This is a genomic window from Kitasatospora sp. NPDC087314 (assembly GCF_044744365.1).
Classification (GTDB): Bacteria; Actinomycetota; Actinomycetes; order Streptomycetales; family Streptomycetaceae; genus Kitasatospora.
Window position 1 is genome coordinate 1 of the sequence record NZ_JBIUYE010000027.1, and the last position, 14,713, is coordinate 14,713.

General features: G+C 71.0%; 15 protein-coding genes. 10 read left to right on the forward strand and 5 right to left on the reverse strand.

The genetic code is table 11. The annotated features are described in order from the left end of the window. The first annotated feature begins 126 nt into the window (after positions 1 to 126). From mshD to pstB, 8 genes are all read left to right on the forward strand, one after another. Positions 127 to 1,110 carry a mycothiol synthase gene (gene mshD, locus ACIO5E_RS38000; protein WP_400676833.1) on the forward strand — a complete coding sequence of 328 codons (984 nt, stop codon included), beginning with the start codon at positions 127 to 129 and terminating at the stop codon, positions 1,108 to 1,110. A 320-nt stretch (positions 1,111 to 1,430) separates the two neighbouring features. After that, the gene (locus tag ACIO5E_RS38005; RefSeq protein ID WP_400676964.1) at positions 1,431 to 3,608 is read left to right on the forward strand and encodes an RNA degradosome polyphosphate kinase; all 2,178 of its coding nucleotides are present in this window, start codon (positions 1,431 to 1,433) and stop codon (positions 3,606 to 3,608) included. A 103-nt stretch (positions 3,609 to 3,711) separates the two neighbouring features. Continuing rightward, positions 3,712 to 4,800, forward strand: a complete 1,089-nt coding sequence (locus ACIO5E_RS38010; RefSeq protein ID WP_400676835.1) for a CHAD domain-containing protein — start codon at positions 3,712 to 3,714, stop codon at positions 4,798 to 4,800. A gap of 1 nt (position 4,801) precedes the next feature. Continuing rightward, positions 4,802 to 5,329 carry an NUDIX hydrolase gene (locus ACIO5E_RS38015; protein WP_400676837.1) on the forward strand — a complete coding sequence of 176 codons (528 nt, stop codon included), beginning with the start codon at positions 4,802 to 4,804 and terminating at the stop codon, positions 5,327 to 5,329. A 227-nt stretch (positions 5,330 to 5,556) separates the two neighbouring features. Further along, positions 5,557 to 6,690, forward strand: coding sequence for a phosphate ABC transporter substrate-binding protein PstS (pstS, locus tag ACIO5E_RS38020; protein WP_400676839.1), 1,134 nt, complete (start codon positions 5,557 to 5,559; stop codon positions 6,688 to 6,690). 148 nt (positions 6,691 to 6,838) lie between these two features. Next, complete coding sequence (pstC, locus tag ACIO5E_RS38025; protein ID WP_400676841.1) at positions 6,839 to 7,819, forward strand: phosphate ABC transporter permease subunit PstC; 981 nt, start codon at positions 6,839 to 6,841, stop codon at positions 7,817 to 7,819. After that, the gene (pstA, locus tag ACIO5E_RS38030; protein WP_400676843.1) at positions 7,816 to 8,892 is read left to right on the forward strand and encodes a phosphate ABC transporter permease PstA; all 1,077 of its coding nucleotides are present in this window, start codon (positions 7,816 to 7,818) and stop codon (positions 8,890 to 8,892) included. The genes pstC and pstA overlap by 4 nt, the downstream gene beginning before the upstream one ends. A 65-nt stretch (positions 8,893 to 8,957) precedes the next feature. Further along, positions 8,958 to 9,734, forward strand: coding sequence for a phosphate ABC transporter ATP-binding protein PstB (gene pstB, locus ACIO5E_RS38035; protein WP_280685424.1), 777 nt, complete (start codon positions 8,958 to 8,960; stop codon positions 9,732 to 9,734). Between the two features lie 155 nt (positions 9,735 to 9,889). Here the strand turns inward: pstB and ACIO5E_RS38040 are convergent, their stop codons facing one another. Continuing rightward, complete coding sequence (locus ACIO5E_RS38040) at positions 9,890 to 10,885, reverse strand: anion permease (protein WP_400676846.1); 996 nt, start codon at positions 10,883 to 10,885, stop codon at positions 9,890 to 9,892. A 5-nt stretch (positions 10,886 to 10,890) separates the two neighbouring features. Beyond that, positions 10,891 to 11,511, reverse strand: coding sequence for a DUF47 domain-containing protein (locus ACIO5E_RS38045; RefSeq protein WP_280685426.1), 621 nt, complete (start codon positions 11,509 to 11,511; stop codon positions 10,891 to 10,893). Between the two features lie 359 nt (positions 11,512 to 11,870). Here ACIO5E_RS38045 and ACIO5E_RS38050 point away from each other — a divergent pair, with 359 nt between their 5' ends. Further along, positions 11,871 to 12,251: a metal-sensitive transcriptional regulator gene (locus tag ACIO5E_RS38050; RefSeq protein WP_400676848.1), complete on the forward strand. Its 381-nt coding sequence runs from the start codon at positions 11,871 to 11,873 to the stop codon at positions 12,249 to 12,251. 20 nt (positions 12,252 to 12,271) lie between these two features. Here the strand turns inward: ACIO5E_RS38050 and ACIO5E_RS38055 are convergent, their stop codons facing one another. After that, complete coding sequence (locus ACIO5E_RS38055) at positions 12,272 to 12,472, reverse strand: hypothetical protein (protein ID WP_400676850.1); 201 nt, start codon at positions 12,470 to 12,472, stop codon at positions 12,272 to 12,274. A gap of 196 nt (positions 12,473 to 12,668) precedes the next feature. After that, positions 12,669 to 13,568, reverse strand: coding sequence for a hypothetical protein (locus tag ACIO5E_RS38060; protein ID WP_400676853.1), 900 nt, complete (start codon positions 13,566 to 13,568; stop codon positions 12,669 to 12,671). Positions 13,569 to 13,730: 162 nt separating this feature from the next. Here ACIO5E_RS38060 and ACIO5E_RS38065 point away from each other — a divergent pair, with 162 nt between their 5' ends. After that, on the forward strand, positions 13,731 to 13,934 hold the full coding sequence (locus ACIO5E_RS38065; protein ID WP_400676856.1) for a hypothetical protein: 204 nt from the start codon (positions 13,731 to 13,733) through the stop codon (positions 13,932 to 13,934). Positions 13,935 to 13,943: 9 nt separating this feature from the next. Here ACIO5E_RS38065 and ACIO5E_RS38070 read toward each other — a convergent pair whose 3' ends face one another. After that, complete coding sequence (locus ACIO5E_RS38070; protein WP_400676859.1) at positions 13,944 to 14,657, reverse strand: phosphatase PAP2 family protein; 714 nt, start codon at positions 14,655 to 14,657, stop codon at positions 13,944 to 13,946. Positions 14,658 to 14,713 lie beyond the last annotated feature (56 nt).

A 14,713-nucleotide genomic window follows, 5' to 3' on the forward strand; every position in this document is an offset into this window, starting at 1 on the left:
CGCCGATGGTACTGCAGGGGGGACCCTGTGGGAGAGTAGGACGCCGCCGAACAATCATTCAGAAGAACCCCCATCCGGGAAACCGGATGGGGGTTTTTCGCATTTCCGGTGACGTATCGTCGGGGCATGGACGATCAGACAGCGGTCATTGCGAACAGTGTGCTCCGCCCCGAGCAGCGCGACGGCGCCCTGCGCGTTCTGGCGGACGCCCAGGCGGTGGACGGTCGGGCTGCCGTGTCCGAGCAGGGCCGGCTCCGGCTGCGTTCCTCGGAGACGTCGCGCCCGGGTGTCAGCCATCTCATCGAGATCGAGAGCGAGCAGGCCGGCGCCTCCGTCGTCGGCTACGGCCAGCTCGAAGTCCCGGAGGCGCCGTCCGCCAACCCCGCCGCCGAGTTGGTGGTCGACCCGGCCGCCCGTGGGCGCGGCCTGGCCCGGCCGCTGGTGGACGCGGTGCTCGCGGAGGCCCACCGGGCGGGCCGCGATGCGGTGGACTTCTGGGTGCACGGCGGTCACCCGGCGGCCCGGCACCTGGCCGGGCGATACGGGGCCGAGCTGGTCCGCGAGCTGCGGCAGATGCGTCGCACCGGGCCGCAGACCGAGGCCGTCGCCGTCCCGGAGGGCGTCGAGCTCCGCACCTTCCGTCCCGGCGAGGACGACGCCGAGTGGCTGCGGCTGAACGCGCTGGCCTTCGCCCACCACCCGGAGCAGGGCGCCTGGACGGAGCGTGACCTGGCCGAGCGGCTGGCCGAGCCGTGGTTCGACCCGGCCGGCTTCTTCCTCGCCACCCGAAACGGCAAGGTGGTCGGTTTCCACTGGACCAAGGTGCACCCGGCCGACGCCACCGAGCCGGCCCTCGGAGAGGTGTACGTCGTCGGGGTGGACCCGGCGGAGCAGGGCAGCGGCCTCGGCCGCGCGCTGACCGCCGCGGGTCTGCGCCATCTGACCGGTTCGGGCGTGGGCGAGCGCGGACTTGAGACGGTCCTGCTCTACGTCGACGCCGACAATCCGGCCGCTGTGCGGGTATATGAACGACTGGGGTTCACCATCCACGAGGTGGACCTCATGTACCGAGTCCAGTACCGCGAAGGCCGGCCGGGCCAAGCGGGCTAGACGAGTCAGACAGGCCGAACGGACCGGACGGCTTAGCCGCACCAGGTGGTCCGGGGCAAGGGGTCGGACGGCCCCGTCCCTTGCCCCGACCGACTCAGCTTTCCTCCTGGCCATGCGGTGTTTACCGTGGATTCAATTGCTGCCGCGAAGATCACAGGATGAAGTCCGTAGTGTCTCGCTCGTGCAGAGTCGACCGCCACGTGCCGGCCGACCCTGTACGGACCGCGCCCGGCGGGTGGGCGCTGGCCGTGGGCGAGAACGACGGCTCGCAGAGCCATTCGCGTCCGGACGCCGTCCTGCTGCTGGAGGAGCTGGAGCCCATGAGCATCCCCCGCCCCGTCTCTGCCCCGCTTTCCCCGCCGGCCCGGATGTCCAGTGCGCTGGGGATACCGCCAGAGCTGCCGGCCGAGGACGAGCAGGAGTTCGACGCGCTGCCGCAGGGCCGCTTCCTCGATCGCGAGCGCAGCTGGCTCGCCTTCAACGAGCGGGTCCTGGAGCTGGCCGAGGACCCGGGCATCCCGCTGCTGGAGCGGGCCAAGTTCCTCGCGATCTTCGCGAGCAACCTGGACGAGTTCTTCATGGTCCGGGTGGCCGGCCTGAAGCGTCGGATCGCCACGGGCGTCGCCCAGCGCAGCGCGTCCGGCCTGCAGCCGCGCGAGGTGCTGGACCTGATCTGGACCCGCTCGCGCGAGCTGATGGCGCGGCACGCCGCCGCCTTCCAGCAGGAGGTACTGCCGGACCTCGCGACCGAGGGCATCGAGGTGGTCCGCTGGCCGGAGCTGGCCGAGAAGGAGCAGGCCCGGCTGCACACCCTGTTCCGGCAGAAGATCTTCCCGGTCCTCACCCCGCTGGCGGTCGACCCGGCGCACCCCTTCCCGTACATATCGGGACTCTCGCTCAACCTGGCCGTCGTGGTGCGCAACCCGGTGTCGGGCCACAAGCACTTCGCCCGGGTGAAGGTGCCGCAGTCGCTGGCCCGCTTCCTGGAGGCCTCGCCGCAGCGTTACGTCCCGCTGGAGGACGTGATGGGCGCGCACCTGGAGGAGCTGTTCCCGGGCATGGAGGTGCTCGCCCACCACGCCTTCCGGGTGACCCGCAACGAGGACCTGGAGGTGGAGGAGGACGACACCGAGAACATCCTCAAGGCCCTGGAGAAGGAGCTGATGCGGCGGCGCTTCGGCCCGCCGGTGCGGCTGGAGGTCGAGGAGTCGATCGACCCCTACATCCTGGACCTGCTGGTGCGGGAGCTGAACATCACCGAGGCGGAGGTCTTCCCGCTGCCCGGGCCGCTCGACCTGACCGGCCTGTTCGGGATCGCCGAGCTGGACCGCCCGGAGCTGAAGTACCCGAAGTTCGTGGCCGGCACCGCCCGCGGGCTGACCGACGTCGAGTCGGCGTCCCAGCCGGACATCTTCGCCGCGATGCGCGAGCGGGACGTCCTGCTGCACCACCCGTACGACAGCTTCTCCACCTCGGTGCAGGCCTTCCTGGAACAGGCCGCCGCCGACCCGGACGTCCTGGCGATCAAGCAGACGCTGTACCGCACCTCGGGCGACTCGCCGATCGTGGACGCGCTGATCGACGCGGCGGAGTCGGGCAAGCAGGTGCTGGTCCTGGTGGAGATCAAGGCGCGCTTCGACGAGCAGGCCAACATCAAGTGGGCCCGCAAGCTGGAGGAGGCCGGCTGCCACGTGGTCTACGGCCTGGTCGGGCTGAAGACGCACTGCAAGCTGTCGCTGGTGGTCCGCCAGGAGGGCGACACCCTGCGCCGCTACTCGCACGTGGGCACTGGCAACTACCACCCGAAGACCGCCCGGCTGTACGAGGACCTGGGGCTGCTGACCTCGGACCCGCAGGTCGGGGCCGACCTCTCGGACCTGTTCAACCGGCTGTCCGGTTACTCGCGCCGCGAGTCCTACCGCCGCCTGCTGACCGCCCCGCGCGGTCTGCGCGACGGGCTGATCTCCCGGATCCACAACGAGATCGCCCACCACCGGGCCGGCCGACCGGCGTACGTGAAGCTCAAGGTCAACTCGATCGTCGACGAGGCCGTGATCGACGCGCTGTACCGGGCGTCGCAGGCCGGCGTGCCGGTGGACGTCTGGGTGCGCGGGATCTGCGCGATCCGGCCGGGTGTGCCGGGGCTGAGCGAGAACATCCGGGTGCGCAGCATACTGGGCCGCTTCCTGGAGCACTCCCGGATCTTCGTGTTCGGCAACAACGGCGATCCGGAGGTCTGGATCGGCAGCGCCGACATGATGCACCGCAACCTGGACCGCCGGATCGAGGCGCTGCTGCGGATCACCGATCCGGCGCACCGGGCCGAGCTGTCCGGGCTGATCGACCTCGGGATGTCGGACGAGAGCGAGTCCTGGCACCTCGGGCCGGACGGTGCGTGGGCCCGCCACTCGCAGGACACCGAGGGCAGGCCGTTGCGGCACGTCCAGGATCTGCTGATCGACTCGCGCCAGCGCCGCCGGGCCGCCGCCTCGCGCTGACGCGACCACTGATGCGAGCCGCTGGAACCGCAGGGGACCGGTTCCAGCGGTCGGCCACCAGCCCCGGGGGGACGAACCCGGGGGAACGGGGATCTACCACGCCATGACCGATGCGCCGATGACGGCCCAGGCGGCTGCCACAGCGACCGCCGGGGACATCCTCTCCAGCCATCTCACCGCCCAGGCCGGCGCGTTCCTTCGTGCCCTGCCGCTGGCGGTGGGCGAGGTCGGCGCCAGACCGGGGACGGCCGCGGTCGTTCCGGCGGCCGGTACCGCCGACCTGCTGGGGACGGTCCGGCGGATCGGCGGGCTGCTGCACACCTTCGGTTCCGTCTTCGAGCAGGCCTGGGCGCAGGAGTCGCGCACCGAACTGCGCTGGCTGCTCAACCTGTTGGCGCTGGAGCCCGGGTACGTCCGCCGCTCGGCCCGGCTGCTGGGCGCGCTGGACTCGCTGAGCGGCAGCGACCCGGACGGGACGGGCATGCTGGCCGGGCACACCGGGGCGCCCAAGGCGCGGGCGCTGCTGGACCGGCAGCTGACCCTGGCCCGGACCAGGGCGCACTCCTCGGTGCTCCAGGAGCTCCGGTCGGCCCGGCTGCACGCGCTGGCGGACCGGATGACGCTGCTGGTCGGCGAGGCACCGCTGCTGGAGGCGGCGGGCGGCCGGGCGCCGGCGGTGCTGCTGCCGCAGGCGGCCGCCGCGGTCGCGGTGCTGTCCGCGAGCGCCCAGCAGCTGCCGCTGCGGCGGGCCGCCACCCCGTACGGCGGGGACGGGCTGCGCCGGCTGGGCGCCGTTCCGGCGGCGCGCGGCGCGGTGGACGCGGACACGGCGCTGGCGGCCGACGACGCGCCGTGGGCCCGGATGCGGATCCTGGTGAAGCGGGCCCGGTACGCGCTGGAGGTCTGCGGCCGCACCTCCGCCGAGCTGGACGAGCTGGACGGGGTGCTGGGCCGGCACCAGGAGGCGGCGGACGCCGCGGTCACGGTGGCCACCGCGGCGCGGACTCCGCGGATCACCCCGGCGACCGCGTACGTGTTGGGCGTGGTGCACGCTGATCAGCGACTGGAGGTGGAGGCGGCGCGGTACGCCTTCGGCCGCCGGTGGCCCGACCTCCCGCCCGGCCTGGACGGCTGGCTGGACCTCCCCGCTGCCGAGGGCTGGGGGCATTCCCCCGCACCACGGACGGCCTGAGTTGCGCGATCGTCCGAGCACCGGGCCGGGAGCGGAGGCAACCGCGACCGGGGCGGGGCGTGCCCCGGTGGTCCTGGCGGCCGGCGCGGTGCTGTGGCTGCCGGGCCGGCCGAAGAAGAGCGGCCGACTGGGGCGGCCGCGGATCGCGGTGATCCACCGGCCCAAGTACGACGACTGGAGCCTGCCGAAGGGCAAGCTCGATCCGGGGGAGGGCGTGGTCGCGGCGGCGCTGCGCGAGGTGCGCGAGGAGACCGGGTTCTCCTGCCTGCTCGGTCCGGAGCTGCCGACCCAGCACTACCTGGCGCAGGGGCGGCCGAAGGAGGTGCGCTACTGGGCGGCGGTGCCGTCGAGCGGGGCGTTCCGGCCGAACCGCGAGGTGGACCGGTTGGAGTGGTTGCCCGCCGGAAAGGCCCGCGCCCGGCTGACGCACGACCGCGACCGGTTGCTGGTCGACGCCCTGCTGGTGATGCTGGGTGCGAAGCCCGTACGGGCGGACGACCTGCCATCGGCGAAGGGACGGTGGAAGTGATCACGTCGCGCCCTTGCCGTGACGCAACCGTTACTACCTGACGTAGTTTCCTGTCATCCGTTCGAGGTTCACTCCCCGTTCACTTGCGACCGGCTGTCGTGTCACCTACCCGGCCTAACTTCGGGTTTACCGGAGGGCCGAACGGGCCCCGGACCACAGCAAAACCCGCGCTCCGCCGTCCTCGTACGGCCCGCGCGACGGGCAATGCCACAGAAAGGGACACCCCAGTGAAGCTCCAGCGGAACGGCCGCTCCAAGGCCCTCGCCATCGGTGCCATGGCGCTCGTCAGCTCGCTGTCGCTCGCCGCCTGCGGCTCGGACAACAACAACGACACCAAGGCGTCCGGTGGTTCCAGCGGCGGCTCGTCGGCCGCGGCGATCAACTGTGGCAAGGCGGGCACGCTGCTCGCCTCGGGCTCCACCGCCCAGGGCAACGCGATGGACGTCTGGAAGACCAACTTCGGCGCCGCCTGCTCCGGCAGCACGATCAACTACGGTGGCGGCGGCTCGGGCACGGGTGTCCAGCAGTTCAACCAGGGCAAGGTCCAGTTCGCGGGTTCGGACTCGGCCCTGAAGCCGGCCGAGGTCGAGGACAGCAAGAAGGTCTGCACCGGCGGCCAGGGCATCGACCTGCCGATGGTCGGCGGCCTGATCTCGCTGATCTACAACATCGACGGTGTCGACAACCTGGTCCTGGACGGCCCGACCGCCGCCAAGATCTTCGACTCGCAGATCACCAAGTGGAACGACCCGGCGATCGTCGCCCTGAACCCGGGCGCCAAGCTGCCGGACGCCGACATCCAGGCCTTCCACCGCTCGGACGACTCCGGCACCACGGAGAACCTGACCAAGTACTTCGCCAAGACCTCCGGCGGCGCCTGGAGCTACCCGGCCGCCAAGGCCTGGGCGGGCAAGGGCGGCCAGTCGGCCAAGGAGTCCGCCGGTGTCTCGGCCCAGGTGAAGCAGGTCAAGAACTCGATCAGCTACGCCGAGCTCTCCTACGCGCAGACCAACAACCTGAAGAGCGCCGCCATCAACACCGGCGCCGCCAAGCCGGTCGAGGCCACCGCCGCCAACGCCGCCAACACCTTCGCCAAGGCGAAGGTCGCCGGCACCGGCAGCGACCTGGCGCTGACCCTCGACTACGCGACCAAGGACGAGGGCTCGTACCCGCTGGTCCTGGTCACCTACGAGATCGTCTGCGACAAGGGCAACAAGACCGACACCCTCGACACCGTGAAGGCCTTCCTGACCTACGCCGCCAGCGACGCCGGCCAGAAGGCCATCGGCGACACGGGCTACGTCCCGCTCCCCAAGGAGCTGACGGACAAGGTCAACGCCATCATCCCGACGCTGGCCTGATCCAGTAGGACCTCCCGGTGGGGCGGCCCCGTGAACGAGGGGGGCCGGGGCCGCCCCCACCGGGAAGCAGTGACGAGAAAGCACGTCCGGGGCACCGCCGCCAGGGTGCCGCCCCCTCGGGGCAGCACCACCAGACCGGAGTAGACCAATGACTTCATCCTCCCCTGCCGCCCCGCGAGGCAGGGAACGCCGCAAGCGTGACAGCCGGGTCGGCGACAAGATCTTCATGAACGCCGCTCGTGGGTCGGGCATCCTGCTGCTGGTCATCATGGCCGCCATCGCGGGCTTCCTGACCTGGCGCTCGGGCATCGCCCTGAGCAAGAACGAGGGCAACTTCCTCACCACCTTCGAGTGGACGCCGGACGCCCCGAAGCCGGTCTTCGGCATCGCGGTCCTCGCGTTCGGCACCATCGTCAGCGCGTTGATCGCGATGGCGATCGCCGTCCCGGTGGCCATCGGGATCGCGCTGTTCATCTCGCACTACGCGCCGCGCAGGATCGCCCAGCCGTTCGCCTACCTGGTGGACCTGCTCGCGGCCGTCCCCAGCGTCGTGTACGGCCTCTGGGGCGCGCTGTTCCTGGTGCCGCACCTGGACGGGCTGACCAGCTGGCTGAACGACTACCTCGGTTGGACGTACATCTTCGACCAGTCGCGGGCCGGCACCACGCCGCGCAACCTGTTCACCGTCGGCATCCTGCTGGCCATCATGATCCTGCCGATCATCACCGCGGTCAGCCGCGAGGTCTTCCGGCAGGTGCCGCGGATGCACGAGGAGGCGGCGCTCGCGCTCGGCGCGACCCGCTGGGAGATGATCCGCACCGCGGTGCTGCCGTTCGGCCGTCCCGGCATCATCTCGGCCTCGATGCTCGGCCTCGGCCGCGCGCTCGGCGAGACCATCGCGGTGGCGATCGTGCTCTCGTCCAACAACGTCCTGTCGCTGCACCTGCTCGACCCGGGCGGCGGTACCTTCGCGCAGAACATCGCGCTGAAGTTCAACGAGGCCCAGCCCTTCGGCCGGGACGCGTTGATGGCCTCCGGCCTCGTCCTGTTCGTGATCACCCTGCTGGTGAACGGTGCCGCGCGGCTGATCGTCGCCCGCCGCAAGGAGTACTCGGGGGCCAACGCATGAGCACTGCTACGACCTCGGTTCCGGCGGACGCCCGCCTGATCAACCGTCCGCTCACCGCGAACCGGCTGCCCAAGTGGGCCCCGGCCGCCGTCGCCGGCGGCTCCATCGCGCTCGGCTGCGCGCTCGGCGCGATCGGCGGACTGGCCAGCCACCTGCAGTGGGGCCTGATCTCCGCCGTCCTGTTCGTGGTGATCAGCTACGTGCTCTCGGCCCAGGTCGAGGGTCGCCGCCAGGCCAAGGACCGGCTCGCCACCTCGGTGGTCTGGGTCGCCTTCATCCTGGCCGTGGTGCCGCTCGCGGCGCTGACCTTCTACACCGTCCAGCAGGGCGCCAGCGTGGTGGACGGGAACTTCCTGTCCCACTCCATGAAGGGCATCCGCACCTCCGGCCCCGGCGGCGGCATCTACCACGCGCTGATCGGCACGCTGGAGCAGGTCGGCCTGGCCACCGCGATGGCCGCCCCGATCGGTCTGCTGACCGCCGTCTACCTGGTCGAGTACGGCCGCGGCACGCTCGCCAAGGTGGTCACCTTCTTCGTCGACGTCATGACGGGTGTCCCGTCGATCGTCGCCGGTCTGTTCATCCTCTCGCTCTGGAACCTCGTCCTCGGCTTCAACTACTCCGGTTTCTCGGGCAGCCTCGCGCTGGCGATCCTGATGATGCCGGTCGTGGTCCGCTCGACCGAGGAGATGCTCAAGCTCGTCCCGAACGAGCTGCGCGAGGCTTCGTACGCGCTCGGCGTGCCGAAGTGGAAGACCATCCTGCGGATCGTCATCCCCACCGCGATCGGCGGCATCACCACCGGTGTGATGCTCTCGGTCGCCCGCATCACGGGCGAGACCGCCCCGGTGATGATGCTGGTGTTCGGTGCCGACTACATCAACACCAACCCGTTCGACGGACCGCAGCAGTCCCTGCCGATGTACATCTGGCAGCAGTACTCGATGGTCAACAACGACTTCGGCTACGCCCGCGCCTGGGGCGCCGCGCTGGTGCTGATCGCCTTCGTGATGGGGCTCAACCTCATCGCCCGGGGCATCGCACGCTGGCGCTCGCCCAAGGGCGGACACTGAGCGCCCGACTGACGTACGAACCAGAATTCATTAGCGGCTCCGCCGCAGGCGAGAGAAGAACGATCATGGCCAAGCGCATCGACGTCAGCGGACTGTCCGCCTTCTACGGCACCACCAAGGCCATCGAGGACATCTCGATGAGCATCGAGCCCCGCTCGGTGACGGCCTTCATCGGCCCCTCCGGCTGCGGCAAGTCGACCTTCCTGCGCACCCTCAACCGGATGCACGAGGTGATCCCCGGTGCCCGCGTCGAGGGCAAGGTGCTCCTGGACGACGAGAACCTGTACGGCGCCAGCGTCGACCCGGTCGCCGTCCGCCGTTCGGTCGGCATGGTCTTCCAACGCCCGAACCCGTTCCCGACCATGTCGATCTACGACAACGTGGTCGCCGGGCTGAAGCTCGCGGGTGTGCGCAAGAAGTCCCTCCTGGACGGCGTGGTGGAGAAGTCCCTCCAGGGCGCCAACCTGTGGAACGAGGTCAAGGACCGGCTGAACAAGCCGGGCGCCGGCCTCTCCGGCGGCCAGCAGCAGCGACTGTGCATCGCCCGCGCCATCGCGGTCGAGCCGCAGGTCCTGCTGATGGACGAGCCCTGCTCCGCGCTCGACCCGATCTCGACCCTCGCGATCGAGGACCTGATCGGCGAGCTGAAGTCGCAGTTCACCATCGTCATCGTGACCCACAACATGCAGCAGGCGGCCCGCGTCAGCGACCGCACCGCCTTCTTCAACCTGGCCGGCGTCGGCCAGCCGGGCAAGCTGGTCGAGCTGGACGACACCCAGCGGATCTTCTCCAACCCGTCGGTCCAGGCGACCGAGGACTACATCTCCGGCCGCTTCGGCTAGGCCGGCCCCGTCACGAGCCCCGGACCGGAGCGTCCGGAGGCGAACGGCGAGACACAGACTGCTCCGCGGTGCTGCATGGCGGTGCCGCCGTGGAGCATGAAGAAGGGCCCGCCCCCGAGATGTGGGGGCGGGCCCTGTTTCACGTCCGGGGGCGGTCAGCCCCAGAACAGGTGGACGAACCAGTACACCAGCGCTGCGACGATGGCGGCCGCCGGCATCGTGATGAACCAGCCGAGCACGATGTTCTTCGCGACGCCCCAGCGCACCGCGCGGATCCGCTTGGTGGCCCCCGCGCCCATGATCGCCGCGGTGATCACGTGGGTGGTGGAGATCGGCGCCTTGAAGACGAACGACGTGACGTACATGACCGTCGCGGCGGTGGCCTCGGACGCGAAGCCCTGCGGCGGGTCCAGCTCGATGATCTTGCGGCCGAGCGTCCGCATGATCCGCCAGCCGCCCGCGTAGGTGCCCAGCGAGAGCATGGTGGCGCAGGAGATCTTCACCCACACCGGGATGCCCTCACCGGTGTGGTGGCCGGAGATGGTGAGTGCCATCACCACGATGCCCATGGTCTTCTGCGCGTCCTGCAGACCGTGCGCCAGCGCCATCGCGGCGGCCGAGGCGGTCTGGGCGACCCGGAAGTTGCGCTTGGCGCGGTGCGGGTTGGCCCGGCGGAAGATCCACAGGATCGCCAGCATCACCAGGAAGCCGCCGACCAGGCCGACCACCGGCGAGACGATCATCGGAATGACGATCTTGTCGAGGACCCCGCCCCAGAACACCTCGATGCCGCCGGCCAGGCCCGCGCCCACCATGCCGCCGAACAGCGCGTGCGAGGAGGAGGACGGCAGGCCGAAGTACCAGGTGACCAGGTTCCAGGCGATCGCGCCGACCAGGGCGGCGAACAGGATCGCCATCCCCTGGTTGCCGCTGGGGGTCGCGATGATCCCCTGGGAGACGGTGTGTGCCACGCCGCTGCCGAGGAAGGCGCCGGCCAGGTTCATCACCGCGGCCATCGCGAGTGCGGCCCTGGGGGTCAGCGCCCGGGTGGAGACCGAGGTGGCGATCGCGTTCGCCGAGTCGTGGAAGCCGTTGGTGTAGGTGAAGAAGAACGCAACGCCGACGACGGCGATGAGTGCTGCCATGTCCACGAGGGTCAGGACTCCTTGACGGCGATGGTCTCCACCGTGTTGGCGACGTGCTCGAACGCGTCCGCCGCCTCCTCAAGGACGTCCACGACCTGCTTGAGCTTGAGCACCTCGATGGCGTCGTACTGGCCGGAGAACAGGTGGGCGAGCAGCTTGCGGTGGATCTGGTCGGCCTGGTTCTCCAGCCGGTTGACCTCGATCCAGTACTCGGTGAGGTTCGACATGCTGCGCAGGTTCGGCATCGCCTCGGCGGTGAGCTCGGCGGCCCGTGCCAGCACCTCGATCTGCTGCTCGATCCCCTTCGGCAGCGTCTGGATGTCGTAGAGGACGACCAGGTCGACGGCCTCCTCCATGAAGTCCATGATGTCGTCCAGCGACGAGGCGAGGTTGTAGATGTCCTCACGGTCGAAGGGCGTGATGAAGGACGAGTTCAGCTGGTGGAAGACGGCATGGGTGGTGTCGTCCCCAGCGTGCTCGGCGGCGCGCATGCGCTCGACGATCTCCGCGCGGGCCGACACGTCTGATCCCAGTAGTTCCAGCAGGAGTTTCGAACCGACGACGAGGTTGTCCGCAGCGGCGGCGAACATGTCGTAGAAGCTCGTCTCCTTCGGGGTCAGGCTAAAACGCACGGAAATCTCCGATGTGCGGGGTAGGGACTGAACGATGCTAGGTGCAACCAAGCGCAATCACGCAAACGGGGTGCTGACGGTGGAGGAGGAGCCTCCCCTTCCGTTCGGCTGCCGCACCAGCTGACCCGGACCGCACACCCATGTGCGGACGGGAGCTCCCAGTCTGACGGAACCTCGCCCGGATTGTCCTCGTCGGGCCTGCGGAAGACGGGGGCGCCGCTCAGACGGCTCAACCGCGCGGGGGCCGGTCCGAGGCCCTTCGGCACATGCCGCGTCGGCCATCGGAACACCACGGACGGCCCTGGTGTTGGACACTGGTGGCCGACGCAGCCACCAGGCATCCAGACGAAGGCGGGCCGATGACCACGACGCAAGCGCGCACCGAGCCGGACCACGCGCACGGGACCGAGCCGTCCGCCGACGCGCCCGCCGCCCCCGCGGCCGCCGGGCACCACGGCCCGCACGGCTACAGCGCGCAGAAGGACGCCCACCTCAAGCGGCTGCGCCGGATCGAGGGCCAGATCCGCGGCCTCCAGCGGATGGTCGACGAGGACGTCTACTGCATCGACGTGCTCACCCAGGTGTCGGCCGGCACCAAGGCGCTGCAGTCCTTCGCGCTCTCCCTGCTGGAGGAGCACCTGCGGCACTGCGTCGCGGCCGCCGCCGAGGAGGGTGGCGCCGAGCTCGACGCCAAGGTGGCGGAGGCCACGGCTGCGATCGCCCGACTGCTGCGCAGCTGAGGCACGCCCCGGGGCACGCCTCAGTCGTCGGCGGGCCGCCCGCTCTTCCCTTCGGCCTGCCCCGGCTCGGCCCGGTCGAGCAGGACCTCGTCGATCCGCTCGGTCGGCAGCCGGTCGCCGATGCTGGCCGTGGCGGCGATCATCAGCTCGCCGGCCAGCTCGATCTCGTCGAGGGCCGCGTCGTCGTGGCCGCCGCTGCGGCCACCCGTGGACGACACCACCTGCACCACCCCTTCAGCGCCTCGCCAGCCCGGGCGGCAGCCACCCGACGTCCAGCCTAGGCACTTCGGGGCCCGTCCACATGGCACGGACGGGCCATCTCGGCGCCGCCGAAACGGGTGACCGCCGCTCCCCGGGCGGCCACCCGCTTCGGCGGCGCCCCGTTTCGCCCCGGCGCCGGAGCCCTGCCCCGGCGGCCTACTTCGGGCTCTCCGTGGGCTTCATCGCGTAGATGTCCGAGGCCGCCGGCTCGGCCGCCTCCACCGGCTTGCCGAAGTCCGTCAGCGAGGTGGTCGACGTCACCTTCACCTGGTCCTTGGCCTCCTTCGAGCCGGCCACCCCGGCGAAGGTGAACACCTCGACCACCTTGTGCAGCCGGCCCTGGTCGTCCAGCCAGGCGTCGTACGGGACCTCCTTCACGGTGAAGGTCTGGGCCCCCATCCGCAGGCCGTCCCCGCCCCGGCCACCGGTCGCGTCGGCCGCCTTGGCCAGGTCCAGGGTGCCGCGGTAGTGGTGCAGCGACACCCCGTCGACGGTCTCGGTGCCGACCGCGTCCGCCTTCTGCGCCCCGCGCAGCGCGCCCGCCGCGGTGGCCGGGTCGGTGGCGCCGCCGCTGACCAGGTTGCCGTCCGGCAGCTGACGCACGTCCAGCTTGACCCACTTGCCCTCGGGTACCTTGGCGCCGCTGTTCTGCAGGTAGACGGTGCCCGGCAGGACCACCTCGACGATCTTCCCGGTGGTCGCCGCGCCCGGGGGCACCTGGACCTCCAGCCGGCCGATCCGCTTCACGTAGTCGTAGCCGCCCGTCCCGGTGAAGGCGGCCTTCTTCTCGGACGACTCGGTGAGCAGCTCGGTGGCGACGTGCGCGGAGCCGGTGCGGCCGGTGATGTCGGCGGCGTTGCGCACCGCCGTCAGCGGGTCGGCGGCGAGCTGGTCGGGGGCTCCCGACTGCTGGTCCGAGGAGCCGCCGCCGGAGCCGGCCGCGCAGCCGGCGGACAGGCCCGCCAGGGCGGCGGCGAGCAGGGCGGCCCCGGCCGCCGAGCGCAGGTGCGGCATCGGACGGCGCCCCGGCCGCCCGGTGCGCTGCTGGTCGGTCATCTTCATCCTCGCGACAACCCCCTCGGGCCCGACTGCCCTGCCGACACCACCAGGTGGGCAGAGCTCTTTCCGGGCAAACGAGTTGAGGCGCCAAGGGTTACGCGGACCGGGGCTCACGGACGGCTTCGCACACCCGGCGTCCGGCGCGCTACGGTGAACCACGTGCACAGTGAGCTGCCGGCCTCCCCCGGCACCGTCCGGATGCCCGAGCACCGTGTCGCGATCAGCGAGCGCGGTTCCTTCGCCTTCGCGACCTGTAGCTGTGGCTGGTACTCACCGGCCCGCCGCTCGCGCGACCTGGTCCGGAGGGAGGCGGACGACCACCTCGCCCTCGTCCTCGCCGAGGGCGGAGACGGGCCGGGGTAGCCGCGCGGCTCACGCCGCCAGATCGGACTCCGGCGGCTGCTCCTCGGAGCGCACCGCCCGCCGCTCACGCCCGCGGCGTCGGCCGCGCGGGACGGCGCCGCCGCGCTCCGGCGCCCGGATCAGCGGGGCGACGGCGGTCCGGCTCAGCGCGTGGCAGAGCGGGACCAGCACCGCCATCGCGATCGGCGCCAGCAGCAGGACGACCGCGGCGGCGAGCGCGAAGCCGCCGATCACGTCGGTCGGGTAGTGGACGCCCATGAACATCCGGCAGAAGCCCTGCAGCAGGGCCAGCCCCCCGGCGATCCAGCCGAGCCGCCGGTTCACCAGGAACAGAGCCACCGCCACGCCCATCGTCATGGTCGAGTGGTCGCTGACGAAGGAGTGGGTGCCGGCCTTGCCGTCCACCAGCACCAGCAGCCCGCTGTGGTCGACGAACGGGCGCGGGCGGTTCACGATCGCGGCGATCGGCAGGTTGGCCAGCTCGGCGATGGCGACCGAGAGCGGCACCCAGAGCAGCCCGGCGACGGCCACCGGCGCGTCCGGGCGGCGTCTGGCCTGCAGCCAGGCCACCAGGCCGAGCATCGCCAGGCCGATCAGGATGCCGTACTCGCCGATCCACGAGACGAGGTGGTCCAGCCACTGCGGGGAGCGCTTGGCCAGGCCGTTGACGGCGTAGAGCAGGCCGAGGTCGGGATTGGTCGTGTCGGCAAGCGGCGTCGACACGCCGCACCTCCTTCTGGTCCGCTGCACCTGTTCGTTCCGGCCGGGCCCCTCCCGGC